The organism is Pseudomonas sp. RC10-4-2, from assembly GCF_050433085.1.
GTDB classification, from domain to species: domain Bacteria; phylum Pseudomonadota; class Gammaproteobacteria; order Pseudomonadales; family Pseudomonadaceae; genus Pseudomonas; species Pseudomonas aeruginosa.
In genome coordinates, this window is sequence record NZ_JBNPXX010000003.1 from 610749 (window position 1) to 634477 (window position 23729).

Sequence of the window (23729 nt, forward strand, 5' to 3'; positions counted from 1 at the left end):
GAACAGCATGAACCTGCCGAAGAAGGTCCGCCTGGTGGAAGTCGGTCCGCGCGACGGACTGCAGAACGAGAAACAGCCGATCGAGGTGGCCGACAAGATCCGCCTGGTCGATGACCTGAGCGCCGCCGGCCTGGACTACATCGAAGTGGGCAGCTTCGTCTCGCCCAAGTGGGTGCCGCAGATGGCCGGCTCGGCCGAGGTGTTCGCCGGCATCCGCCAGCGTCCCGGCGTGACCTACGCGGCGCTGGCGCCGAACCTGAAAGGCTTCGAGGCGGCGCTGGAGTCGGGGGTGAAGGAAGTGGCGGTGTTCGCCGCCGCGTCGGAAGCCTTCTCCCAGCGCAACATCAACTGCTCGATCAGGGACAGCCTGGAGCGCTTCGTACCGGTGCTGGAGGCGGCGCGCCAGCACCAGGTGCGGGTGCGCGGCTACATTTCCTGCGTGCTCGGCTGTCCCTACGACGGCGATGTCGATCCGCGCCAGGTCGCCTGGGTCGCCCGTGAACTCCAGCAGATGGGCTGCTACGAAGTGTCCCTGGGCGACACCATCGGCGTCGGCACCGCCGGCGCCACCCGCCGGCTGATCGAGGCGGTGGCCAGCGAGGTTCCCCGCGAGCGCCTCGCCGGGCACTTCCACGACACCTACGGGCAGGCCCTGGCGAACATCTACGCCAGCCTGCTGGAAGGCGTCGCGGTATTCGACAGCTCGGTGGCCGGTCTCGGCGGCTGTCCCTACGCCAAGGGCGCCACCGGCAACGTCGCCAGCGAAGACGTCCTCTACCTGCTGAACGGCCTGGAGATCCATACCGGGGTCGACATGCACGCCCTGGTCGACGCCGGCCAGCGCATCTGCGCGGTGCTCGGCAAGAGCAACGGATCGCGAGCGGCGAAGGCGTTGCTGGCCAAGGCCTGAGAAGCGGCGGATAACCGCGGGCGGTTATCCACCCTACCTGACATCACCCTCAGGCTCGGAGACTGCATCATCCACCCTGGGTGCCGTCATACCCCATCCGCCAACTGATAGCCCGAGTCGTCGCAAGCAGCCGTTCCGCCGCCGGCCCCTGCTCCTCGGCCTGGAAGATGCTCGCCGGGCCGACCACCGTGAGCACCGCCGCCACCCGCCCGCGGGCGTCGAACACCGGTGCCGAGAGCGCCTCCACCCCAGGCATCAGCAGCCCATGGATCGCATGCAGGCCGCGCGCGCGGATGCCCTCCAGCAGCACCGCGTAGGCCGCCGGGTCGGCCAGCGGATGGTCGGCGCGCCCGGCCAACTCTTCCTCGCGCAGCTCGGCCACCTCGCGTTCCGGCAGGAACGCGGCGAACACCAGGCCGGTGGACGAACCGAGCAGCGGCAGCACCGAGCCGACCTGGGTGACCACCGTCACCGCGCGCACCGCCTGTTCCACCTGTACCACGGTGGCGCCACGGTTGCCCCAGACGGCGAGGAAGCAGGTCTCGTTGAGCTCGTCGCGCAGCTCGGCCAGCGGCGCGGCGGCGCTCTTCAGCACGTCCATGCTGTCCAGCGCCGCCAGGCCCACGCGCAGGGCCTCGCGCCCCAGCGAGTAATGATTGGTGGAGGCGTCCTGGACCGCGAAGCCGCTGGCGATCAATGCCTGCAGATAGCGATGGACCTTGCTCGCCGGCATCCCCACATGCTCCGCCAGGCGCGACAGCGAGGTCGCCGGGGAGAGTTCGGCGAGGGCCTTGAGGATATCGGTACCGACTTCGGCGGAGCGGACCTTCTGCTTGCCGGAGGTTTCGGCGGGACTGCTGTTCTTTTCCATGGACGCGGGTTCCTGCGGGCGGGGCCGACGTTATAGCTTGACGCTGCTTTCCACTCAAATTACGTTATGCGTAATTGAATTACGATAAAAATAACGCAGCCAGCGTGCCAGGTCCCCGGCGGATCGGCGGCAAGCTGCCCCCACTCCCCGGAGGCCTCAGATGAACCTCGACTCCACTGCCCTCGCCTATCAATCGGGCTTCGGCAACGAATTCAGCAGCGAAGCGCTCCCCGGCGCCCTGCCGGTCGGCCAGAACTCCCCGCAGAAAGCGCCCTACGGCCTGTACGCCGAACTGCTCTCCGGCACCGCCTTCACCATGGCTCGCAGCGAGGCCCGGCGCACCTGGCTGTACCGCATCACGCCGTCGGCCAAGCATCCGCCGTTCCGCCGCCTGGAACGACAGATCGCCGGTGCCGAACTGGATGCGCCGACTCCCAACCGCCTGCGCTGGGACCCGCTGGCACTGCCCGAGCAGCCCACCGACTTCCTCGACGGCCTGCTGCGCATGGCCGCCAACGCGCCCGGCGACAAGCCCGCCGGCGTGAGCATCTACCAGTACCTGGCCAACCGCTCGATGGAGCGTTGCTTCTACGACGCCGATGGCGAACTGCTGCTGGTCCCGCAATTGGGCCGTCTGCGCCTGTGCACCGAACTCGGCGCGCTGCAAGTCGAACCGCTGGAGATCGCGGTGATCCCGCGCGGGATGAAGTTCCGCGTCGAGCTGCTCGACGGGGAGGCACGCGGCTATATCGCCGAGAACCACGGCGCGCCGCTGCGCCTGCCCGACCTCGGCCCGATCGGCAGCAATGGCCTGGCCAATCCGCGCGACTTCCTGACCCCGGTGGCGCGCTACGAGGACAGCCGCCAGCCGCTGCAACTGGTGCAGAAATACCTCGGCGAACTGTGGGCCTGCGAGCTTGACCACTCGCCGCTGGACGTGGTCGCCTGGCACGGCAACAACGTGCCCTACAAGTACGACCTGCGCCGCTTCAACACCATCGGCACGGTCAGCTTCGACCACCCGGACCCGTCGATCTTCACCGTGCTGACCTCCCCCACCAGCGTCCCCGGCCTGGCCAACATCGACTTCGTGATCTTCCCGCCGCGCTGGATGGTGGCCGAGAACACCTTCCGTCCGCCATGGTTCCACCGCAACCTGATGAACGAATTCATGGGCCTGATCCAGGGCGCCTATGACGCCAAGGCCGGCGGCTTCGTGCCCGGCGGCGCCTCGCTGCACAGTTGCATGAGCGCCCACGGCCCGGACGCGGAAAGCTGCGACAAGGCCATCGCCGCCGACCTCAAGCCGCACAGGATCGACCAGACCATGGCCTTCATGTTCGAGACCAGCCAGGTACTCCGGCCGAGCCGTGCCGCCCTCGAGACGCCGGCCCTGCAGAATGACTACGATGCCTGCTGGGCGTCGCTCGTATCCACCTTCAACCCGCAACGGAGATAACCCCATGAACCAGCCAACCCCCACTCGTAGCTGGGTCGCCTCCGCCAATGGGCATGCCGACTTTCCCCTGCAAAACCTGCCGCTGGGCATCTTCAGCCGTGCCGGCCTGAGCCCGCGTTGCGGCGTGGCCATCGGCGACTCGATCCTCGACCTGGACGCGGCGCTGGCCGCCGGGCTGTTCGAGGGTGCCGCCGGCGAAGCCGCCGAAGCCACCCGCGGCGGCGCGCTGAACGCCTTCTTCGCCCTCGGCAAGCCGGCCCGCGTGGCGCTGCGCCAGCGCCTGCTGGAGCTGCTCGGCGAAGGCGCCGCGGAGCGCCCGGAACTGCTCCATCCGGCCGCCGAGTGCCAAATGCACCTACCGGCCAGGATCGGCGACTACACCGACTTCTACGTCGGCATCCGCCACGCCGAGAACGTCGGCAAGCTGTTCCGCCCGGACAACCCACTGCTGCCCAACTACAAGCACGTGCCCATCGGCTACCACGGCCGCGCCTCGACCGTGCGCGTCTCCGGCAGCGAAGTGCGCCGGCCCAACGGCCAGACCCTGCCGGCCGGCGCCAGCGAGCCGGTGTTCGGCCCCTGCGCGCGCCTGGACTACGAACTGGAGCTGGGCATCTGGATCGGCCAGGGCAACGCCCTCGGCGAAGCCATCCCGGTTTCCCGCGCCGCCGAGCACATCGCCGGCTTCTGCCTGCTCAACGACTGGTCGGCGCGCGACATCCAGGCCTGGGAATACCAACCGCTCGGCCCGTTCCTGTCGAAGAGCTTCATTACCAGCGTCTCGCCCTGGGTGGTCACCGCCGAAGCCCTGGAGCCGTTCCGCCGTGCCCAGCCAGCGCGCCCCGAAGGCGACCCGCGGCCGCTGCCGTATCTCTACGACGACAACGACCAGGCCCACGGCGCCTTCGACATCGAGCTGGAGGTCCTGCTGCTCACCGAGGGCCTGCGCGAGAAAGGCCTGCCGCCGCAGCGCCTGACCCTGAGCAACAGCCTGAGCATGTACTGGACGGTGGCGCAGATGGTCGCCCACCACAGCGTCAATGGCTGCCAGTTGCAGCCCGGCGACCTGTTCGGCTCCGGCACCCTGTCCGGCGCCGAGCCCGGCCAGTTCGGCTCGCTGCTGGAGATCACCGCTGGCGGCAAGCAGCCGGTGCAACTGGCCTCCGGCGAGACCCGGCGCTTCCTCGAGGACGGCGACGAGGTCATCCTCCGCGCCCGCTGCAAGCGCGAGGGACATGTCTCGATCGGTTTCGGCGAATGTCGTGGCAAGGTGCTCGCGGCCCTTCCGGGGGCGCGCGGATGAAGCTCTATACCTACTACCGTTCCACCTCCTCCTACCGGGTGCGCATCGCCCTGGCGCTGAAGGGGCTGGACTACCAGTCGCTGCCGGTCAACCTGGTCCGCGACGGCGGCGAACACCGCCAACCCGCCTACCTGGCGCTCAACCCGCAGGGCCGCGTACCGGCCCTGCAGGTCGACGAGGGCGAGCTGCTGATCCAGTCGCCGGCGATCATCGAGTACCTCGAGGAGCGCTACCCGCAACCCGCCCTGCTCTCCAGCGATCCGCTGCGCCGCGCCCGCGAGCGCGGAGTCGCGGCGCTGGTCGGCTGCGACATCCACCCGTTGCACAACGCCAGCGTGCTCAACCTGCTGCGTCAGTGGGGCCACGACGAAGAGCAGGTCCGGCAGTGGATCGGCCACTGGGTCGGCCAGGGTCTCGCCGCCGTCGAGCAACTGATCGGCAACCAGGGCTGGTGCTTCGGCGACCGGCCGGGCCTGGCCGACGTCTACCTGGTCCCGCAGCTCTACGCCGCCGAGCGCTTCGGCGTGGCGCTGGACGCCTGGCCACGGATCCGCCGGGTCGCCGACCTGGCCGCCGCCCATCCGGCGTTCCGCCAGGCCCATCCGGCCAACCAGCCGGACACCCCGGCCGCCTGAGGGACCGCAGAGTCCCGCTCCTGAAGATAAAGGGGGGCGTCCGCCGGACGCCCCATCACCAATAAGAACCTCAGGTACCTTGCGATGCACAACCAGATCGCCAGCTTTCGCGCGGCGCTCGACGCGCGCCCCGTGTCCCGCTACCAGTGGCTGTTGCTGCTGCTCCTCGCCCTGTTGCTGGTCACCGATGGCTACGATGCCCAGGTGCTCGGCTACGTGGTGCCGACCCTGGCCCAGGAATGGGGCCTGGACAAGGCCGCATTCGGCCCGGTGTTCAGCGCCAACCTGTTCGGCCTGACCGTCGGTTCGCTGCTGGTGACGCCGCTGGCGGACCGCTTCGGCATCCGCCGGGTGCTGCTCTGCTGCGTGCTGATCTACGCCAGCCTGACCGTCCTGATGGTCTTCGCCGGTTCCCTGGAAAGCCTGATGCTGGCGCGCTTCGTCTGCGGCATCGGAATGGGCGGGGCGATGCCCAGCGCCATGGCGCTGATGGCCGAGTATTCGCCACCGCGCCTGCGTACCCTGATGGTCACCCTGGCGGCCTGCGGTTTCTCCTTCGGCGGCGCCGCCGGCGGTTTCGTCGCCGCCGCCTTCATGGACGGCTTCGGCTGGCAGGCGGTGTTCCTCGCCGGCGGCGTCACCCCGTTGCTGCTGTTCCCCTTCCTCCTCCTGTTCCTCCCGGAGTCGCTGCCGCGCCTGCTCCGCGACGCACCGCCCTATGCCCGCCTGCGCCAGCTCAGCGAGCGTATGGCGCCGGGCTGGCAGCCGCCGCCGGCAGAGGCCGACGCCGAGCCGGCGGCAAGCCTGACCGTGCTGGAGCTGTTCCGCCACGGTTACGCGCGGCCGACCCTGCTGCTCTGGGCGACCTTCTTCGTCAGCCTGATCCTGCTCTACTTCATGGTCAGCTGGCTGCCCTCGCTGCTCCAGGAAAGCGGCCTGACACGCAATGCGGCGAACCTGGCGACCTCGATGTTCCTCTTCGCCGGCACCCTCGGCGCGATGCTCCTGGCCTGGCTCGCCGACCGCCTGCGCAGCAAGGTCCGCCTGCTGGCGGCGATTCTCGCCGGCGCCGCGCTGTTCACCCTGCTCCTCGGCCTCAACCACGACCAGCCGCGCTGGCTGCTGGCGTTCGTCTTCGCCGCCGGCTTCTGCATCATCGGCGGGCAGTTGACCCTGAACGCCTTCGCCAGCAACTTCTACCCGGCCCAGGTACGCGCCACCGGCACCGGCTGGGCGCTGGGCGTGGGCCGCTTCGGTTCGATCCTCGGCCCACTGTTCGGCAGCCTGCTGCTAGGCATGCACATATCCGTGGAGAACATCTTCATGCTTGCGGCGATTCCCGCCGGGCTCGCCGCGCTACTGATCCTCCAGGTCCGCTCGCCCGCCGCCCAGGCGCAGCGGGAAAGCGCCGCCGCGCTGGCCGTCGAGGAATCCTGAGCCTTCACCGCGAGCGGCTTCCCGGCTACAGTGGCGGGCCGTTTCGCCGTCCGCCGCAGGAGCCGCCGATGAACGACGCCGACAGCCTCCAGGATTACCAACGCGTGCGCCAGCAGGCGATCCGTTCGCTGTTCGAGATCGTCGAAGGCTCCAGCGAAGGCACGGTGATCGTCGACCGCGAGGCCCGCATCGTCTGGATCAACCAGCGCTACGCCCAGCGTTTCGGCCTCGCCGACCCGGCGCAGGCCATCGGCCGGCCCTGCGAAAGCGTGATCCCCGGTAGCCTGCTGCGCGAAGTGGTAGGCAGCGGCAAGCCGATCCTGCTGGACATGATGGACAGCGCGAAGGACCCGCTGGTGGTGATGCGCCTGCCGATCCACGACGACGCCGGCGAAGTGATCGGCGCCATCGGCTTCGCCCTGCTCGACGAACTGCGTTCTCTGTCGCCGCTGGTGACCCGCTACCTGAGCATGCAGCGCGAACTGGCCTCGACCCGCTCGCAATTGCAGGCGCGCCAGGCCAAGTACAGCTTCAGCCACTTCGTCGGCACCAGTCCGGCCAGCCTGGAAGTCAAGCGCCGCGCCCGCCGTGGCGCGGCCAGCGAAGCGCCGGTGCTGTTGCTCGGCGAGACCGGCACCGGCAAGGAACTGCTCGCCCACGCCATCCACAGCGCTTCGCCGCGGGCGCACAAGGCCTTCGTCAGCGTGAACGCCGCGGCGATCCCGGAAAGCCTGCTGGAGGCCGAATTCTTCGGTACCGCCCCGGGGGCCTTCACCGGTGCCGAGCGCAAGGGCCGGCCAGGCAAGTTGCAGGTGGCCCAGGGCGGCACGTTGTTCCTCGACGAGATCGGCGACATGCCGCTGGCCTTGCAAGGCAAGCTGTTGCGCGTGCTACAGGAGAAAGAGTTCGAAGCGGTGGGTTCCAACGAAGTGATCCGCAGCGACATCCGCCTGGTCGCCGCCACTTCCATCGACCTGCAGCAGGCGATGCGCGAAGGCCGTTTCCGCGCTGACCTCTACTACCGGCTGAACGTCCTGCCGATCGAGATCCCACCGTTGCGCCAGCGCCTGGACGACCTCCCGGCGCTCTGCGAGTCGATCCTCGACAGCCTCGACCACGGCCGTCTCCACGAACTCGGCGGCGACGCCCTGGCGCTGCTCGCCCGGCATGCCTGGCCGGGCAACGTCCGCGAACTGCGCAACGTGCTGGAACGCGCGCTGCTGCTGGCCGACCAACCGTTGCTGGACGCCGCCGCCCTCGGCGCGGCGCTGGGCCCCCTGCAACCGCTGCCAGAGCTGCCTCGAGCGGCGGACGACAGGCCGGTCGGGGATTTCCAACAGGCCCGCGAAGCCTTCGAGCGCGACCTGATCGGACGGGCCCTGGCGCAGAGTGCCGGCAATGTGGTGGAAGCGGCGAAACGCCTGGGCCTGGGTCGCTCGACCCTGTACAAGAAGATCGTGGCGCTGGGCATGCGTCTCGATAGCGGGACTCGTCTCGAAATAGAGACGAACTGAGACCTGCATAGCCACGGAACTTTCGCTCGATTACGTCTCCATTTTGAGACAACGCTATTCCCCACGCTCCCCTTCGTCTCGCCGCAGCCCACGAAAACCGCGATTCTGGGGCCTGGCACGGTTATCGCAACGTGCCTTTCCGACGGCCCTGCCCCGTTCCAGGCCGTCACGCCGGTGCCCGCACCGTTCGACAACAAGAAACAGGCCCGGAGCGCCTTCCCCATGCGAAGCGCGCCCCGCAGCGCCGTGGAGATATGCCCGATGAGCGTGATCATCGCCCTTGCCGCCCTGGGCCTGCTGATGCTGGCCGCCTACCGGGGCTATAGCGTCATCCTGTTCGCCCCCCTCGCCGCCCTCGGCGCCGTCCTGCTCACCGATCCCAGCGCGGTCGCGCCGACCTTCACCGGGGTGTTCATGGAGAAGATGGTCGGTTTCATCAAGCTTTACTTCCCGGTATTCCTGCTTGGCGCGGTGTTCGGCAAGCTGATCGAGCTGGCCGGCTTCTCCCGTTCCATCGTCGCGGCGGCGATCCGCCTGCTCGGCACCCGCCAGGCGATGCTGGTGATCGTACTGGTCTGCGCGCTGCTCACCTACGGCGGCGTCTCGCTGTTCGTGGTGGTGTTCGCGGTCTACCCGTTCGCCGCGGAGATGTTCCGCCAGAGCGACATCCCCAAGCGGTTGATTCCGGCGACCATCGCCCTCGGCGCGTTTTCCTTCACCATGGACGCGCTGCCCGGCACCCCGCAGATCCAGAACATCATCCCCTCGACCTTCTTCGGCACCCACGCCTGGGCCGCGCCCTGGCTCGGCACCCTCGGCGCGCTGTTCGTCTTCGCCGTGGGCATGCTCTACCTGCGACGCCAGGCGAACAAGGCGCGGCGCAACGGCGAAGGCTACGGCAGCGACCTGCGCAACGAGCCGGAGACCGCCGATGACCTGCGCCTGCCGAATCCCTGGCTGGCGCTCTCGCCGCTGGTGCTGGTCGGGGTCGCCAACCTGCTGTTCACCCACTGGATCCCGCAATGGTACGGCCAGGTCCATACCCTGCAACTGGCCGGCATGGCCAAGCCGTTGCAGACCGAGGTCGGCAAGCTCACCGCGATCTGGGCAGTGCAGGCGGCCCTGCTGCTGGGCATCCTGCTGGTGCTGGCGAGCGGCTTCGCGGCGATCCGCAGCCGCCTCGCCGAAGGCACCCGCAGCGCGGTGGCCGGCTCGCTGCTGGCGGCGATGAACACCGCCTCGGAATACGGCTTCGGTGCGGTGATCGCCTCGCTGCCGGGCTTCCTGGTGCTGGCCGACGCGCTCAAGAGCATTCCCAATCCGCTGGTCAACGAAGCGATCACCGTCACCCTGCTGGCCGGCATCACCGGTTCCGCGTCGGGCGGCATGAGCATCGCCCTGGCGGCGATGTCCGATACCTTCATCGCCGCCGCCAACGCCGCGCAGATCCCCCTGGAAGTCCTCCACCGGGTCGCCGCCATGGCCAGCGGCGGGATGGATACCCTGCCGCACAACGGCGCGGTGATCACCCTCCTGGCGGTCACCGGCCTGACCCATCGGGAGGCGTACAAGGACATTTTCGGTATTACCCTGATCAAGACCCTGGCGGTGTTCTTCGTCATCGGGCTGTTCTACGCCACCGGCCTGGTCTGATCCGCCCTTTTTTCATCCAGCGGGAGAAACAGCATGACCCTGAAAGGCAAGACCGCCCTGGTCACCGGTTCCACCAGCGGCATCGGCCTGGGCATCGCCCTGAGCCTGGCCGAGGCCGGCGCCGACCTGCTCCTCAACGGCTTCGGCGAGGTCGACGCGGCACTGGCGCAGGTCCGCGCCCGCGGCGTGCGCGCAGAGCACCACCCGGCCGACCTCTCCAGCCCGGAGCAGATCGGCGAACTGATGGCCTTCGCCGAGCGGACCTTCGGCGGCGTCGACATCCTCGTCAACAACGCCGGCATCCAGTACGTGGCGCCGGTGCAGGAATTCCCCACGGAACGCTGGGACGCGATCATCGCGATCAACCTGTCCTCGGTGTTCCATACCACCCGCCTGGCCCTGCCGGGCATGCTCGCGCGCGGCTGGGGGCGGATCGTCAACATCGCCTCGACCCACGGCCTGGTCGCCTCGGCCGGGAAGAGCGCCTACGTCGCCGCCAAGCATGGCGTGCTCGGCCTGACCAAGAGTGTGGCGCTGGAAACGGCGCGCACGCCGGTGACCTGCAACGCCATCTGCCCCGGCTGGGTGCTGACCCCGCTGGTGCAGAAGCAGATCGACGCGCGCACCGCCGAGGGCGTCTCGCCCGAACAGGCGGAACATGACCTGCTGGCGGAAAAGCAACCCTCGCTGGCCTTCGTCACCCCCGAGCAACTCGGCGGACTGACGCTGTTCCTTTGCAGCGAAGCCGCCGACCAGGTGCGCGGCGCGGCCTGGAACATGGATGGCGGCTGGGTGGCGCAGTAGCCGGGGCGGCCAGCCTCTCCCCAGACCCTCTCCCTGAAGGGAGAGGGAACCATCCGGAGTTCGCCCGCCCCATTGCGTAGGGCGGATAACGCCACAGGCGTTATCCGCCGATACCTCGTTTCCCGGCGCGGCTACCCTCTCCCCAACCTTCTCCCTTCAGGGAGAGGAAGTTATCGGGGCCAGGTCGGTCCGCCGATGCGCTACGGCATCACCGGCGGGATGTACGCCAGGGTGCTGCCCAGGGCCCAGAGCAGCACCAGCACCAGCGGGATGTGCACCAGCAACTGGACGAACGAGAAGCCGATCAGGTCGCGCGCCTTCAGCCCCAGCACGCCGAGCAACGGCAGCATGTAGAACGGGTTGATCAGGTTCGGCAGCGCCTCGGCGGCGTTGTAGATCTGCACCGCCCAACCGAGGTGGTATTGCAGCTCGTTGGCCACCTGCATCACGTACGGCGCCTCGATGATCCACTTGCCGCCGCCGGAGGGAATGAAGAAGCCCAGCACCGCCGAGTACACGCCCATCAGCAGCGCGTAGGTGTCGTGGGAGGCGATCTGTACGAAGAAGGTCGAGATATGGTGGGCCAGGGTCTCGCCGTCGCTGCCGTTGACCGTGGTCATGATCGCCGCGATCGAGCCGTACAGCGGGAACTGGATCAGCACCCCGGTGGTGGTCGGCACCGCGCGCGCCACCGCGTCGAGGAAGCTGCGCGGGCGCCAGTGCAGCAACGCGCCGAGCATCAGGAACAGCAGGTTATAGGTGTTCAACCCGGAGATCGCCAGGATCGCCGGCTTGGTCGAGAACTCGTGGACCAGCCAGCCGCCGGCCAGCAGTACCAGCAGGATGATCAGCAACGGGCTGTGCTCCAGCCACTCGCCGGGCCGGGTCGGCGCCAGCCTGGCCGGAGCGGTGAAGCTCACGTCGACCCCGCAATCCTTGGCGTCGCGGGCGCTGGCGGCGCTCGGCGCGGTCATGTAGGCGATCACCAGCGAGACCAGGATCAGCGCCAGCAGCATGACCCCGGACTGCCAGAGGAAGATGGTCTCGGTGAAGGGGATCACCCCGGTGATCGCCAGGATCGACGGTGGCAGGCTGGCCGGGTTGGCCTGCAACTGCGCGGCCGACGACGACAGGCCCAGCGCCCACACCGCGCCCAGCCCGAGGTAGGCCGCGGCGCCGGCGGCGCGGTAGTCCATGCGCAGGTCGCTGCGGCGCGCCAGGGCGCGTACCAGCAGGCCGCCGAAGACCAGGCTGAGGCCCCAGTTGAGCAGCGAGGCGAGCATCGACACCAGCGCCACCCAGCAGACCGCCGAGCGGCCATTCTTCGGCACCCGCGCGAGCAGGTCGATGAGACGCGAGGCGGGGCCTGAACTGGCCACCACATAGCCGCCGATGACCACGAAGGCCATCTGCATGGTGAACGGGATCAGGCTCCAGAAACCGTCGCCGAAGGCTTTCGCCGTGGCGGTCGGTCCGGCGCCCATGGCCAGCGCGGCCAGGCTGACGATGAGGATGGCCAGGGCGGCGAACACCCAGGAGTCGGGAAACCAGCGCTCGGCCCAGTTCGAGCAACGCATGGCGAAGCGCGCGGAGCGGCTTTCTTGGATGGGAAGGATAGCGGTCATCGCGGATTCTCTCGGTTTTATTGTTATTCGGCGACTACGGGGCCGCCTGTGTGTGCTACGGCTCCCTGGGCACCCGGCCGTCCCGAGGGGCGGAACGGTACGGGGCCGGTCGGACGGTCAAGGCCGTCCGCCGCTCGTTCCCTGGACACGAGCGCGCCATGCCCCCGCGAAAGGACATGGCGCGATCACGCCGCGAGCGGCAGGTCGATGGATCAGTCGCGGGCCAGGGTCAGGGCGACGCCCTGCCCGCCGCCGATGCACAGGGTGGCGAGGCCCTTCTTCGCGTCGCGACGGATCATCTCGTGCAGCAGGGTCACCAGCACCCGGCAGCCGGACGCGCCGATCGGGTGGCCAAGGGCGATGGCGCCGCCGTTGACGTTGACCCTGGCGGCATCCCAGCCCAGTTCCCGACCCACCGCCAGGGACTGCGCGGCGAAGGCCTCGTTGGCCTCGATCAGGTCCAGTTGCTCCAGGCTCCAGCCGGCCTTGTCGAGCGCGCGACGGGTGGCGGAGACCGGGCCGATGCCCATGATCGCCGGGTCGACCCCGGCGCTGGCGTAGCTGGCGATCCGCGCCAGCACCGGCAGGCCCAGGGCCTTGGCCTTGGCTGCGCTCATCAGCAATACCGCGGCGGCGCCGTCGTTGAGGCTGGAGGCGTTGCCGGCGGTGACGCTGCCGTCCTTCCTGAAGGCCGGCTTGAGCTTGGCCAGGGCCTCGACGGTGGTGCCGGCGCGCGGCTGCTCGTCGGTATCGAAGCTCAGCGGCTCGCCCTTGCGCTGCGGGACCTGGATCGGCGTGATCTCGTCGCGGAAGCGCCCGCCCTCGATGGCGGCGATGGCCTTCTGCTGCGAAGCGGCGGCGAAGGCGTCCTGCTCCTCGCGGGTCAGGCCGTACTTCTCCGCCAGGTTCTCGGCGGTGATGCCCATGTGGTAGTCGTTGAAGGCGTCCCACAGGCCGTCCTCGATCATGCTGTCGACCAGCTTCGCATGGCCCATGCGCAGGCCGGTGCGGGCGCCGGGCATGACGTAGGGCGCCAGGCTCATGTTCTCCTGGCCGCCGGCGACGATCACCTCGGCGTCGCCGCAGCGGATCGCCTGGGCGCCCAGGTGCAGGGCCTTGAGGCCGGAGCCGCAGACCTTGTTCAGGGTCATGGCCGGCACGCCGACCGGCAGGCCGGCCTTGATCGCCGCCTGGCGCGCCGGGTTCTGCCCGGAACCGGCGGTGAGCACCTGGCCGAGGATCACTTCGTCGACCTGGCCGGCATCGAGACCGGTCTGTTCGAGCAGGCGGCGGATCACCGCGGCGCCCAGCTCGGGGGCGGGAATGCCGGCCAGCGAGCCCTGGAAGCTGCCGACGGCGGTACGGGTAGCGGCGACGATGACGACGTCTTGCATGGATGGTTCTCCTGGATTCGCCCGTGGCCGGGCCGAATCGCTGCGGGTGGACGTAGGCGGTGCGACAGGCTCCTATCCTACGCCCTCTGGAAAGGACGGTCCGCGCGGCCGGCGCCTTGCGTGGAGGCGCCGGCCGCGCGGGCCGCGATTCAGAAACTCATTTCCGGCACGTGCTCGGGGACGATCAGCTTGCCGGCGGTCTTCGCCACGATCTCCTCGACGCTGACCCCGGGGGCGCGCTCGCGGAGGATGAAGGCGCCGTCCTCGATCTCCAGGTAGGCCAGGTCGGTGAGCACCTTGCGAATGCAGCCGCAACCGGTCAGCGGCAGGGTGCAGTACGGCAGCAGCTTGGACTCGCCGTCCTTGGAGGCGTGGGTCATGGTGACGATGATGTTCTCGGCGCCGGCCACCAGGTCCATGGCGCCGCCCATGCCCTTGACCAGCTTGCCGGGGATCATCCAGGAGGCGATGTTGCCGCGCACGTCCACCTCGAAGGCACCGAGCACGGTGAGGTCGACGTGGCCGCCACGGATCATGGCGAAGGACTGCGCCGAGTCGAAGATCGACGCGCCGACGCGGGCGGTCACGGTCTGCTTGCCGGCGTTGATCATGTCGGCGTCGACTTCCGCCTCGCTGGGGAACGCGCCCATGCCGAGCAGGCCGTTCTCCGACTGGAGCATGACGTCGATGCCCTCCGGTACGTAGTTGGCCACCAGGGTCGGGATGCCAATGCCGAGGTTGACGTAGTAGCCGTCCTTCAATTCGCGCGCCACGCGCTGCGCCATCTGTTCGCGGGTAAGTGCCATCTGGGGAAACCTCTTGTCGTTGTAGCGGCCGCCGTCAGGCGCGCAGCGTGCGTTTCTCGATGCGTTTCTCGAAGCGACCCTGGATGATCCGGTCGACGTAGATGCCGGGGGTGTGGATCTGCGTCGGGTCCAGTTCGCCGGGCTCGACGATCTCCTCCACCTCGACCACCGTGATGCGCCCGGCGGTGGCGACCAGCGGGTTGAAGTTCTGCGCGGTGTGGCGATAGACGACGTTGCCGAAATGGTCGGCCTTCCAGCCCTTGACGATGGCGAAGTCGCCGGTGATGGCCGGTTCGAGGATGTAGTGGCGGCCATTGAACTCGCGCGCCTCCTTGCCCTCGGCGACCGGGGTGCCGTAGCCGGTGGCGGTGAAGAAGGCCGGGATGCCGGCGCCGCCGGCGCGGATCTTCTCGGCCAGCGAGCCTTGCGGGGTCAGTTCGACTTCCAGCTCGCCACTGAGCAGTTGTTGCTCGAACAGGGCGTTCTCGCCGACGTAGGAGGCGATCATCTTGCGGATCTGCCGGTCTTCCAGCAGCACGCCGAGGCCGAAACCGTCGACGCCGCAGTTGTTCGAGACCACCGTGAGGTCCCTGACCCCGCGCCGGCGGATTTCCGCGATCAGGTTCTCGGGAATCCCGCAGAGGCCGAAGCCCCCGGCGAGGACGGTCATGCCGTCGGTCAGGCCTTCGAGGGCCTCTTCGTAACTGCCTACTCGCTTGTCGAGTCCGCTCATGCTGCTGTGCCTCTTCCGGCTCTTGTGATTGTGCGTGCGGCAGTCTGACTGCCGGGTCGCACAGAGCTTCTCCGCTGCGGACTGATTTGTTAAGTTTGTTTTTCCAATCCATTGATGAGAAAAACAAATAAATGACCGTCAAGCAGTTGCGCGCCTTCCTCGCCGTGGCGCAGAGCCTCAGCTTCGCCCAGGCCGGCGAACGCCTGCACCTCTCCCAGCCGGCCCTGAGCCTGGCGATCAAGAGCCTGGAGGAAAGCCTCGGCGGTCCGCTGCTGGAACGTACCACCCGCAGCGTCAGCCTCACCCCCGAGGGCGAGACCCTGCTGCCGCTGGCGCTGCGCCTGCTGGCCGACTGGGACAATACCGAGGAATTGCTGCGCCAGCACTTCACCCTGCAACTGGGCAAGGTCTCCATCGCCGCCATGCCCTCCTTCGCCGGCAACCTGCTGCCGCTGGTCTTGAAGACCTTTCGCGAACGCCACCCGCGGGTCAACGTGGCGGTGCACGACGTGATCAACGAGCAGGTGCTGGAGATGGTCCGCAACCGACGCGTCGAGCTGGGCATCGCCTTCGAGCCGGAGTCCCTGGAAAACCTCGAGTTCACCCCGTTCTACAGCGACCGCTTCGTCGCCGTGGTGCCGACCGGCTCGCCGCTGTCCGGGCAGGAGCGGATCAGTTGGCGCGAACTGCTCGGCGAGCCCTTCATCACCCTGCAACGCCCCTCGGCGGTGCGCCTGCTCCTGGAAGAAAGCGTGGCCGCCGAGCACGGTCGCTTGCCGGTGGCGTTCGAGAGCCACCAACTGGTCACGGTCGGGCGGATGGTCGCCCAGGGACTCGGTGTCAGCGCCGTGCCGACCCTGTGCATCCAGCAGATGCAGGAACTCGGCGCGCGCTGCCTGCCGCTCTACGCGCCGCAGGTGCAGCGACGGGTCGGCCTGCTGCGGCTGAGCGAGCACAAGCTGTCCACCGCCGCCCAGGCCCTCAGCGACGTGCTGCTGCATGGCACCGACTGGCGCTCGCTGGCGCTGCCGCAGGACCAGTCCACGGAGTGAGGCAGGCAGCGGCGGGTCCGGTTATGCTTCCTGCATGTCCCGGAACAACAACAAGGACGGACACGCCATGCCCGCACCGCTCTGGAGCCCTTCCGCCGAACGCATCGCCGCCAGTCGCATGGAGGCCTTCCGACGCTTCGTCAACCAGCGGCACGCCCTCGGCCTGGTCGACTACCCGGCGCTGCATGCCTGGAGCGTGCAGCGGCGCGAGGCGTTCTGGCAGGCCATCGTCGACTTCTTCGAGGTGCGCTTCCAGCAACCGCCGCGTGCGGTCCTCGAGGAAGGCGCGCAGATGCCCTCGGCGCGCTGGTTCCCCGGCGCCACGCTGAATTTCGCCGAACACCTGCTGCGCCGCCGCGATGATGCCCCGGCGCTGATCGCGGTGAGCGAAGACGGTCGCCGCGAGGTGCTCAGCCACGCCGAACTGGCCCGTCACGTGGCGGGCCTGCAGAAGCGCCTCGCCGCCCTGGGCATAGGCCCCGGCGACCGGGTCGCCGCGCTGATGCCGAACACCTGGCAGACCGTGGTCGGCATGCTCGCCACCGCCAGCCTCGGCGCGACCTGGTCGAGCTGCTCGCCGGACTTCGGTACCCAGGGCGTGATCGACCGCTTCGGCCAGATCGAACCGCGCGTGCTGATCGCCTGTGCCGGCTACCGCTACGCCGGCAAGTCGCTGGACCTGACCGCCAAGCTCAACGAGGTGCTCGCCGGCCTGCCCGGCCTGGAGCAACTGCTGGTGGTGCCCTACGACCGTCCGCAGGCGCAGCCGCAGGACTACCGCTGCCAGGCGCAGGTCGCGCTGTGGGACGGGTTCTACCAGGCCGAGGGCGAGCCGGTCTTCACCCCGGTGCCCTTCGAGCAGCCGCTGTACATCCTCTATTCGTCGGGCACCACCGGAGTCCCCAAGTGCATCGTCCATGCCACCGGCGGCGTGCTCCTGCAACATCTCAAGGAGCACGGCCTGCACACCGACCTGGGCGACGGCGACCGGCTGTTCTACTACACCACCTGCGGCTGGATGATGTGGAACTGGCTGGCCTCCGGTCTGGCGGTGGGCGCCAGCCTGGTGCTCTACGACGGCTCGCCGTTCCACCCCGGCCCCGAGCGCCTGCTGGACCTCATCGACGCCGAGGACATCGCCGTGTTCGGCGCCAGCGCCAAGTACCTGGCGGCGCTCGAGAAGGCCGGCGTGCGCCCGCGCCACAGCCACCGCCTGGACAGCCTGAGGACACTGCTCTCCACCGGTTCGCCGCTGGCCCACGAAAGCTTCGACTACGTCTACCGCGAGCTGAAGAGCGACCTCTGCCTGTCGTCGATCTCCGGCGGCACCGACATCGTTTCCTGCTTCGCCATCGGCAACCCGGTGCTGCCGGTGTGGCGCGGCGAACTGCAATGCAAGGCGCTGGGCATGGCCGTGGAAATCTGGGACGACGACGGCCGCCGCCTCGCCAGCGGCAAGGGCGAGCTGGTCTGCACCCGGCATTTCCCGTCGATCCCGCTGGGCTTCTGGAACGACCCGGATGGCACCAGGTTCCACGACGCCTACTTCGCCAGCTTTCCCGGCGTCTGGGCCCATGGCGACTACGCCGAGGAAACCGCCCACGGCGGGCTGGTCATCCACGGCCGCTCCGACGCGGTGCTCAATCCCGGCGGCGTGCGCATCGGCACCGCGGAAATCTACCGCCAGGTGGAAAAGGTCGAGGAAGTCCTCGAGTCCATCGCCATCGGCCAGGACTGGCAGGGCGATGTGCGTGTGCTGCTGTTCGTCCGCCTGCGCGACGGCGTGCGACTCGACGAGCCGCTGCGCGAACGCATCCGCCAGACCATCCGCGCCAACGCCACGCCGCGCCACGTACCGGCGAAGATCATCCAGGTCGCCGATATCCCGCGCACCCTGAGCGGCAAGATCGTCGAGCTTGCGGTGCGCAACGTGATCCACGGCCGCCCGGTGAAGAACACCGACGCCCTGGCCAACCCGCAGGCGCTGGAGCTTTATCGCGACCTCGCCGAACTGCGCGACTGAAGCCGCGGCGAGCCTGGGCTAGAATGCGCGTTCCGTCCTACCGCAAAAGGTAATTCCATGCCCGTCGCCATGGCCCGCCACATCCTGGTCAAGACCGAAGCCGAGGCCGCGCAACTGAAGCAGCGCCTGGCCAAGGGCGAGGACTTCGCCACGCTGGCGAAGAAGCATTCGACCTGCCCGTCCGGCAAGCGCGGCGGCGACCTCGGCGAGGTGCGCCCGGGGCAGATGGTCAGGTCCATCGACAATGCCATCTTCAGGAAACCCGTGGGCGTGCTCCAGGGTCCGCTGAAGAGCCAGTTCGGCTACCATCTCCTGGAAGTGTATTTCCGCGACTGAACCGCCACCGGAGCGTCCATGACCGCCGACCAGATCGCCGCCTTCTGCCTGCAACTGCCCGGCGCCCGGGAAGACCTCAAGTGGGGTTCGAACCGGGTGTTCTCGGTGGCCGGCAACAAGATGTTCGCCATCCTCGACTTCGTCGACAAGGACGGCGGCCTGGCCTTCAAGGTCGGCAGCGAGCTGTTCCTCGGCTATGTCGACCGCCCCGGCATCCGTCCGGCGCCCTACCTGGCGCGCGCGCACTGGATCGTCATGGCCCGCCCCTACCCGATGAAGGCGGCGGAGTTGCGCGAGGCCCTGGTCCGTTCCCATCAGTTGGTGGTGGCGCGCCTGCCCAAGCGCCAGCGCCTCGGCCTGGTACTCGACGCATGAGTCGCGACCGTCTGTACACCTGGGCCGGCCTGTGGCGCTCGCCGTCGTCCAGCTGGGAGGCCCTGCGCCTGGAGGACGACCAGGCGGAAAGCCAGTTGCGCGCGCCGGACGAACGCAGCGGCCTGCCCTACCAATTGGACTACCGGCTGCGCTGGGACGCCGACTGGCATCTGCGTGAGGCGGTGTTCCACGTCGAAAGCGAAACCGGGGTGCGCAAGCTGCACCTGCTCGCCGATGGCCGCGGCCACTGGCAGGACGGCGACGGCGAAGCGCTACCGGCATTCGACGGTTGCCTGGACATCGATATTTGGCCAAGCCCCTTCACCAACACCTTCCCGATCCGCCGCCTGGGCCTGGCCGATGGCCAGCGCGCGGAAATCCGCGCGCTCTACATCGAGGCCCCGGCCCTGGAGCCGCGTAGCATGCGCCAGGCATACACCCGCCTGGACGCCAGCCACTACCTCTACGAGAACCTCGAAGGCAGCGCGTTCAAAGCGGTACTGCTGGTGGACGAACAGGGCCTGGTGATCGATTACCCGGGTCTCTTCCAGCGTCTCTGAACGCGCTAGCGCCGGGCACCGCGCGTCGCCGATAGCCCGGCGAATCCGTTAGCCTGCTTTCATTCGTCATCTGCAACGGTCATCATGGCGGACCGCGACAACCCACTGCGACCGCGTTTCCCACATGTCCGTCGATATCCGCCCCACCCCGCCGGCGCAGGACAGCGCCCGGCAGAACGTCACCCTGCAGATCGTCTCGGTGGTGATGTTCACCTTCATCGGCTACCTGACCATCGGCATCCCGCTGGCGGTGCTGCCCGGCTACGTGCACGACGACCTCGGCTACGGCTCGGTGCTGGCCGGCCTGGTGATCAGCCTGCAGTACCTCGCCACCCTGCTCGCCCGACCCTACGCCGGGCGCGTCATCGACGGCCTCGGGCCGAAGCGCGCAGTGCTCTACGGCATGGCCGGCAGCGCCGCGAGCGGGCTGTTCATGCTGCTCTCGGTGGCGATCCAGGGCTGGCCGGCGCTGAGCCTGGCCAGCCTGCTGGTCGGCCGCCTGGTACTCGGCGCGGCGGAAAGCCTGGTCGGCTCGGCGGCGATCGGCTGGGGCATCGGCCGGGTCGGCGCGCCGCACACCGCCAAGGTGATTTCCTGGAACGGCATCGCCAGCTACGGCGCCATCGCCCTCGGGGCGCCGCTAGGGGTGCTGCTGGTGCAGTGGCTGGGGCTGTGGAGCATGGGCGCGTCCATCGTCCTGCTCGGGGCGCTCGGCTTCGCCCTGGCCTGGCCGAAGTTGCCGGCGCCGCTGGTGCACGGCGAGCGACTGCCGTTCCACCATGTGCTCGGCCGGGTCACCCCGCACGGTATGGGCCTGGCGCTGGGGGCGATCGGCTTCGGCACCATCGCCACCTTCATCACCCTTTACTACGCCAGCCGTGGCTGGGCCAACGCAGTGCTCTGCCTGAGTGCCTTCGGCGGTTGCTTCATCGGCGCCCGGCTGTTGTTCGCCAATAGCATCAACCGGCTCGGCGGCTTCCGCGTGGCGATCATCTGCCTCGGCGTCGAAAGCCTCGGCCTGCTGTTGCTGTGGAGCGCGCCGAATCCCTGGGTCGGCCTGGCCGGCGCGGCCCTCACCGGCTTCGGCTTCTCCCTGGTGTTCCCGGCGTTCGGCGTGGAAGCGGTGAACATGGTACCGGCTTCCAACCGTGGCGCGGCGCTGGGCGCCTACTCGCTGTTCGTCGACCTGTCGCTGGGCATCACCGGGCCGCTGGTGGGCTTCGTCGCCAACCTGTTCGGCTTCCGCTCGATGTTCCTCTTCGCCTGCCTGGCCTCGCTCGGCGGGCTGGCCCTGGCCGTCGCACTGCACCGGCGCAGCCGCCGGCCTGGCTAGGGCGTGCACCGTCCCAGGCGGCGGTACGCGTTCTAGAGCTCGCCGAGCAAGGCGCTCAGGGCCGCGCGCAGCTTGCCGGGCTTCAGCGGCTTGTTGAGCAGCGGCACGCCCAGGCGGGCCAGCGCGCGGCGGCAATCGTCGCTGCGGTCGGCAGTGATCATCACCGCGGCGATCTCCGCGCCGTAGTCCTCGCGCAAGGCGCCCAGCAACTGGCAACCGGTAGCGCCGTGGTCCAGGTGGTAGTCGACCAGGATCGCATCCGGCGCGCGGCCATCGAGCGCCTTGCGCGCGCCTTCCAGGTCGGTGGCGGTAAGCACCTCGCAGCCCCACTGGCCGAGCAGCGCGGACATGCTGAAGAGAATCTCGGTCTCGTTGTCCACCACCAGCAGCCGCCGTCCCGGCAGCGGATCACCAGCCGAAACCCGCGCAATCGCCTCGCCGGGTGCTGGCCGCGCCGGCTTGCGGACCAGCGGCACCTCGATGGCGAACAGCGAGCCTCGGCCTGGAGTCGAATGCACCTCGATGCGGTAGCCGAGGATGCCGGCGATACGGTCGACGATGGCCAGCCCGAGTCCGACGCCACGGCGCTCGGAAGCGCGCCCGGCGTCCAGTTGGTTGAACTCGAGGAAGATCGCCTGCAACTGGTCGGCGGGGATGCCCCGGCCAGTGTCCCACACCTCCAGGCGTACCTTGCCGCCACGCCGGCGCGCCCCCAGCAGCACGCTGCCGCGCTCGGTGTAGCGGCAGGCGTTGCTGAGCAAGTTGCGCAGGATCCGCGACAGCAGGCGCGCGTCGGTGCGCACTGCCAGTCGCGGGATCCGCGCACGCAGGGCCAGGCCGGCGGCACGCGCGACTTCCTCGAACTCCGAGGCCAGCGGAGCGAGCAGTTCGTCGAGGGAATAGTCGTCCAGGTCCGGACGGATCGCGCTCTGGTCGAGCCGGGCGATTTCCAGCAGGTCGGTGAGCAAGGTCTCGGCACCTTCCAGGGCCAGGTGGGTGCGCTCCACCAGTTGCAGTTCGGCGGCCGGCAGGCCCCGTTCGCGCAGGGTGTCGACCAGCAGCCGCGCCGCGTTGAGCGGTTGCAGCAGGTCGTGGCTGGCGGCGGCGAGGTACTTGTCCTTGCTGTGGTTGGCGGCTTCGGCGGCGTCGCGCGCCTGGCGCAACTGGCGGTTGAGCTCTTCCAGCTCGTGGGTGCGCTCGGCTACCCGCCGCTCCAGCTCCTCGTTCATGGTCTGCAGGCGCTGCTGGGCCTGGACCCGCTCGGTGATGTCGGCGACGAAACCTTCGACCAATTCTTCCTCGTCGTGCCTGAGCAGCAGGTTCATCAATACCTCGATGTGACTGCCGTCCCTGCGCCAGAGGCGCGTCTCGTAGCCGAACAGGCCGCCGCGCTCGCGCAGCAGCGCGCGGATCCGTCGCATCTCGGCCTCGCCGCCGACGAACAGTTGCCCGGCCATGTCCTCCAGCGACCAGAGCACCTGTTGCGGATCGTCGTAGCCGAGCATCTGCGCCAGCGCCGGATTGGCGGCGCGCAGCCCCTGGCCGAGGCTGGCCTGGAAGATGCCGTGCACCGCGTGCTCGAACAGCCATTTGTAGCGGTTGCGCTCGGCCTCCAGCTCCTCCAGGCGCGCCAGCAGCTCCGGGTAGTGGCTCTTGCGCGCGGAGTGGCTGCCCAGGCCGAGTAACCCGGCCAGGGCCTCCTGCTGCTGCTCAGAGGGCCTCGCCATAGACCACCTCGACATCGCGCTGGCTCGACTCGCGCGGGTTGGTAAGGATGCACGGGTCCTGCATCGCGTGGCGCGAGAGGAAAGGAATGTCGGAGCTGCCGACCCCGTGCAGGGCGAGGCTCTCGTGGAAACCCACGGCGTGCTTGAAGGCGATCAGGTGGTCCACCAGGCGCTGGCGGACCTGCCCCTGGGTCAGACCGCGGCAATCGATGCCGAAGGTCTCGGCGATCACCTTGAAGCGTTCCGGCGCGGCGCTGTAGTTGAACGCCACCACGTGTTCGACCAGCGCCGCGTTGCACAGGCCGTGGGGCAGGTCGAGATAGCCGCCGAGGCTGTGCGACATGGCATGCACCGCGCCGAGGATGGCGTTGGAGAAGGCCAGCCCGGCCTGCATGCTCCCGAGCATGATCTTCTCGCGCAGGGCGATGTCGCCGGGGTTGGCGATCATCTGTACCAGATTGCCATCGATCAGGCGCATCGCTTCCAGCGCGTGGGGATCGGTCAGCGGCCCGTGGCCGGTGGAGACGAACGCCTCGATGGCGTGTACCAGTGCATCGATGCCGGTACAGGCCGAAAGGAAGGGATCCATGGTCAACGTGGTTTCCGGGTCGATCAGCGAGACGTCAGGCACAACCGCCTTGCTCACCACGGAGAACTTCATGCGCTCGTCCTGGTTGGAAATGATCACGAACTGCGAGACGTCCGCCGAAGTCCCGGCGGTGGTCGGGATCAGGATCAGCGGCGGACTCGGCACCCGCAGCCGGTCGACGCCTTCGAACTCGAGGATGCTGCGGCCATGGGCGGCGACGATGCCGATGCCCTTGGCGCAATCCATCGGGCTGCCGCCGCCCACCGCGACGATCACGTTGCAGCCCTCGCTGCGATAGAACTCGGCGCCGAGCATCACCTCGTCGACCCGGGGGTTGGGCGAAACGTCGGTATACAGGCAGTAGTCGATGCCCTGCCCCTCCAGGCTTGCCTGGATGTCGGCGACCCAGCCGGCGGCGAGCACGCCGGGGTCGGAGACCAGCAGGACCTTGCGCGCACCGAAGGTCTTCACGTAGTTGGCGACGCTGTGCCGGCAGCCGGCGCCGAAGATGATCTCGGGCGAGACGAATTTACGCAGTTGGCTGAGGTCGTGGCTCATCTGACAGACCATTCTTATTGTTATCGGACATT

21 protein-coding genes are annotated in these 23729 nt (G+C 68.7%); 14 read left to right on the forward strand and 7 right to left on the reverse strand.

Features of this window, described 5'->3' with window-relative positions; genetic code table 11:
* The first annotated feature begins 7 nt into the window (after positions 1–7).
* Complete coding sequence (gene liuE, locus FHW81_RS18275) at positions 8–910, forward strand: bifunctional 3-hydroxy-3-isohexenylglutaryl-CoA lyase/hydroxymethylglutaryl-CoA lyase (RefSeq protein ID WP_003117340.1); 903 nt, start codon at positions 8–10, stop codon at positions 908–910.
* 67 nt (positions 911–977) lie between these two features.
* Here the strand turns inward: liuE and FHW81_RS18280 are convergent, their stop codons facing one another.
* Positions 978–1781, reverse strand: a complete 804-nt coding sequence (locus FHW81_RS18280) for an IclR family transcriptional regulator (RefSeq protein WP_003100395.1) — start codon at positions 1779–1781, stop codon at positions 978–980.
* A gap of 160 nt (positions 1782–1941) precedes the next feature.
* On the opposite strand from FHW81_RS18280, the gene hmgA reads away from it, so the two are divergent.
* The 7 genes from hmgA (at position 1942) to bdhA (ending at position 10586) form a co-directional block, all read left to right on the forward strand.
* Complete coding sequence (gene hmgA, locus FHW81_RS18285; protein WP_003100397.1) at positions 1942–3240, forward strand: homogentisate 1,2-dioxygenase; 1299 nt, start codon at positions 1942–1944, stop codon at positions 3238–3240.
* 4 nt (positions 3241–3244) lie between these two features.
* Entirely contained in the window at positions 3245–4543 is a 1299-nt protein-coding gene (gene fahA, locus FHW81_RS18290) for a fumarylacetoacetase (RefSeq protein ID WP_003100400.1), read from the forward strand.
* Positions 4540–5178: a maleylacetoacetate isomerase gene (gene maiA, locus FHW81_RS18295; protein ID WP_016561820.1), complete on the forward strand. Its 639-nt coding sequence runs from the start codon at positions 4540–4542 to the stop codon at positions 5176–5178. The genes fahA and maiA overlap by 4 nt, the downstream gene beginning before the upstream one ends.
* A gap of 84 nt (positions 5179–5262) precedes the next feature.
* On the forward strand, positions 5263–6615 hold the full coding sequence (locus FHW81_RS18300; protein WP_003113504.1) for an MFS transporter: 1353 nt from the start codon (positions 5263–5265) through the stop codon (positions 6613–6615).
* A 68-nt stretch (positions 6616–6683) separates the two neighbouring features.
* Positions 6684–8129: a sigma-54-dependent transcriptional regulator HbcR gene (hbcR, locus tag FHW81_RS18305; RefSeq protein WP_003162265.1), complete on the forward strand. Its 1446-nt coding sequence runs from the start codon at positions 6684–6686 to the stop codon at positions 8127–8129.
* Positions 8130–8390: 261 nt separating this feature from the next.
* Positions 8391–9782 carry a GntP family permease gene (locus FHW81_RS18310; protein WP_031629149.1) on the forward strand — a complete coding sequence of 464 codons (1392 nt, stop codon included), beginning with the start codon at positions 8391–8393 and terminating at the stop codon, positions 9780–9782.
* 33 nt (positions 9783–9815) lie between these two features.
* A complete protein-coding gene (bdhA, locus tag FHW81_RS18315; protein ID WP_003113501.1) occupies positions 9816–10586 on the forward strand; it encodes a 3-hydroxybutyrate dehydrogenase in 771 nt (256 codons plus the stop codon).
* 200 nt (positions 10587–10786) lie between these two features.
* Here bdhA and FHW81_RS18320 read toward each other — a convergent pair whose 3' ends face one another.
* From FHW81_RS18320 to FHW81_RS18335, 4 genes are all read right to left on the reverse strand, one after another.
* Positions 10787–12211: a short-chain fatty acid transporter gene (locus tag FHW81_RS18320; RefSeq protein ID WP_003088572.1), complete on the reverse strand. Its 1425-nt coding sequence runs from the start codon at positions 12209–12211 to the stop codon at positions 10787–10789.
* A gap of 212 nt (positions 12212–12423) precedes the next feature.
* Complete coding sequence (locus FHW81_RS18325) at positions 12424–13605, reverse strand: acetyl-CoA C-acetyltransferase (protein WP_003121716.1); 1182 nt, start codon at positions 13603–13605, stop codon at positions 12424–12426.
* A 149-nt stretch (positions 13606–13754) separates the two neighbouring features.
* The gene (locus FHW81_RS18330; RefSeq protein WP_003088567.1) at positions 13755–14411 is read right to left on the reverse strand and encodes a CoA transferase subunit B; all 657 of its coding nucleotides are present in this window, start codon (positions 14409–14411) and stop codon (positions 13755–13757) included.
* A 34-nt stretch (positions 14412–14445) separates the two neighbouring features.
* Positions 14446–15144, reverse strand: coding sequence for a CoA transferase subunit A (locus tag FHW81_RS18335; protein WP_003088566.1), 699 nt, complete (start codon positions 15142–15144; stop codon positions 14446–14448).
* Between the two features lie 131 nt (positions 15145–15275).
* Between FHW81_RS18335 and FHW81_RS18340 the strand changes: the two genes are divergently transcribed.
* The 6 genes from FHW81_RS18340 (at position 15276) to FHW81_RS18365 (ending at position 20823) form a co-directional block, all read left to right on the forward strand.
* The gene (locus tag FHW81_RS18340; RefSeq protein ID WP_003088564.1) at positions 15276–16196 is read left to right on the forward strand and encodes a LysR family transcriptional regulator; all 921 of its coding nucleotides are present in this window, start codon (positions 15276–15278) and stop codon (positions 16194–16196) included.
* Between the two features lie 67 nt (positions 16197–16263).
* On the forward strand, positions 16264–18219 hold the full coding sequence (locus FHW81_RS18345) for an acetoacetate--CoA ligase (protein WP_023114324.1): 1956 nt from the start codon (positions 16264–16266) through the stop codon (positions 18217–18219).
* 57 nt (positions 18220–18276) lie between these two features.
* Complete coding sequence (locus FHW81_RS18350) at positions 18277–18555, forward strand: peptidylprolyl isomerase (RefSeq protein ID WP_003088559.1); 279 nt, start codon at positions 18277–18279, stop codon at positions 18553–18555.
* Positions 18556–18573: 18 nt separating this feature from the next.
* Positions 18574–18930: an MmcQ/YjbR family DNA-binding protein gene (locus FHW81_RS18355; RefSeq protein WP_003111913.1), complete on the forward strand. Its 357-nt coding sequence runs from the start codon at positions 18574–18576 to the stop codon at positions 18928–18930.
* The gene (locus FHW81_RS18360) at positions 18927–19490 is read left to right on the forward strand and encodes a putative glycolipid-binding domain-containing protein (protein ID WP_003088555.1); all 564 of its coding nucleotides are present in this window, start codon (positions 18927–18929) and stop codon (positions 19488–19490) included. The genes FHW81_RS18355 and FHW81_RS18360 overlap by 4 nt, the downstream gene beginning before the upstream one ends.
* Before the next feature lie 124 nt (positions 19491–19614).
* On the forward strand, positions 19615–20823 hold the full coding sequence (locus FHW81_RS18365; RefSeq protein ID WP_023091380.1) for an MFS transporter: 1209 nt from the start codon (positions 19615–19617) through the stop codon (positions 20821–20823).
* A gap of 32 nt (positions 20824–20855) precedes the next feature.
* Here FHW81_RS18365 and FHW81_RS18370 read toward each other — a convergent pair whose 3' ends face one another.
* Together FHW81_RS18370 and ercA are read right to left on the reverse strand one after the other, a co-directional pair.
* Positions 20856–22550: a hybrid sensor histidine kinase/response regulator gene (locus tag FHW81_RS18370; RefSeq protein WP_003106469.1), complete on the reverse strand. Its 1695-nt coding sequence runs from the start codon at positions 22548–22550 to the stop codon at positions 20856–20858.
* Positions 22534–23697: an alcohol dehydrogenase-like regulatory protein ErcA gene (gene ercA, locus FHW81_RS18375; RefSeq protein WP_003088548.1), complete on the reverse strand. Its 1164-nt coding sequence runs from the start codon at positions 23695–23697 to the stop codon at positions 22534–22536. The genes FHW81_RS18370 and ercA overlap by 17 nt, the downstream gene beginning before the upstream one ends.
* Between the last annotated feature and the right edge of the window lie 32 nt (positions 23698–23729).

Excerpts from the sequence above, each read along its gene's own strand:
- FHW81_RS18330 (WP_003088567.1), bottom strand. The coding sequence starts at position 14,411 with ATGGCACTTACCCGCGAACAGATGGCGCAGCGCGTGGCGCGCGAATTG.
- bdhA (WP_003113501.1), top strand. The coding sequence starts at position 9,816 with ATGACCCTGAAAGGCAAGACCGCCCTGGTCACCGGTTCCACCAGCGGC.
- FHW81_RS18320 (WP_003088572.1), bottom strand. The coding sequence starts at position 12,211 with ATGACCGCTATCCTTCCCATCCAAGAAAGCCGCTCCGCGCGCTTCGCC.
- FHW81_RS18335 (WP_003088566.1), bottom strand. The coding sequence starts at position 15,144 with ATGAGCGGACTCGACAAGCGAGTAGGCAGTTACGAAGAGGCCCTCGAA.
- FHW81_RS18355 (WP_003111913.1), top strand. The coding sequence starts at position 18,574 with ATGACCGCCGACCAGATCGCCGCCTTCTGCCTGCAACTGCCCGGCGCC.
- FHW81_RS18360 (WP_003088555.1), top strand. The coding sequence starts at position 18,927 with ATGAGTCGCGACCGTCTGTACACCTGGGCCGGCCTGTGGCGCTCGCCG.
- FHW81_RS18345 (WP_023114324.1), top strand. The coding sequence starts at position 16,264 with ATGCCCGCACCGCTCTGGAGCCCTTCCGCCGAACGCATCGCCGCCAGT.
- FHW81_RS18325 (WP_003121716.1), bottom strand. The coding sequence starts at position 13,605 with ATGCAAGACGTCGTCATCGTCGCCGCTACCCGTACCGCCGTCGGCAGC.
- hbcR (WP_003162265.1), top strand. The coding sequence starts at position 6,684 with ATGAACGACGCCGACAGCCTCCAGGATTACCAACGCGTGCGCCAGCAG.
- FHW81_RS18280 (WP_003100395.1), bottom strand. The coding sequence starts at position 1,781 with ATGGAAAAGAACAGCAGTCCCGCCGAAACCTCCGGCAAGCAGAAGGTC.
- fahA (WP_003100400.1), top strand. The coding sequence starts at position 3,245 with ATGAACCAGCCAACCCCCACTCGTAGCTGGGTCGCCTCCGCCAATGGG.
- FHW81_RS18350 (WP_003088559.1), top strand. The coding sequence starts at position 18,277 with ATGCCCGTCGCCATGGCCCGCCACATCCTGGTCAAGACCGAAGCCGAG.
- FHW81_RS18340 (WP_003088564.1), top strand. The coding sequence starts at position 15,276 with ATGACCGTCAAGCAGTTGCGCGCCTTCCTCGCCGTGGCGCAGAGCCTC.
- maiA (WP_016561820.1), top strand. The coding sequence starts at position 4,540 with ATGAAGCTCTATACCTACTACCGTTCCACCTCCTCCTACCGGGTGCGC.
- ercA (WP_003088548.1), bottom strand. The coding sequence starts at position 23,697 with ATGAGCCACGACCTCAGCCAACTGCGTAAATTCGTCTCGCCCGAGATC.
- hmgA (WP_003100397.1), top strand. The coding sequence starts at position 1,942 with ATGAACCTCGACTCCACTGCCCTCGCCTATCAATCGGGCTTCGGCAAC.
- liuE (WP_003117340.1), top strand. The coding sequence starts at position 8 with ATGAACCTGCCGAAGAAGGTCCGCCTGGTGGAAGTCGGTCCGCGCGAC.
- FHW81_RS18300 (WP_003113504.1), top strand. The coding sequence starts at position 5,263 with ATGCACAACCAGATCGCCAGCTTTCGCGCGGCGCTCGACGCGCGCCCC.
- FHW81_RS18365 (WP_023091380.1), top strand. The coding sequence starts at position 19,615 with ATGTCCGTCGATATCCGCCCCACCCCGCCGGCGCAGGACAGCGCCCGG.
- FHW81_RS18370 (WP_003106469.1), bottom strand. The coding sequence starts at position 22,550 with ATGGCGAGGCCCTCTGAGCAGCAGCAGGAGGCCCTGGCCGGGTTACTC.
- FHW81_RS18310 (WP_031629149.1), top strand. The coding sequence starts at position 8,391 with ATGAGCGTGATCATCGCCCTTGCCGCCCTGGGCCTGCTGATGCTGGCC.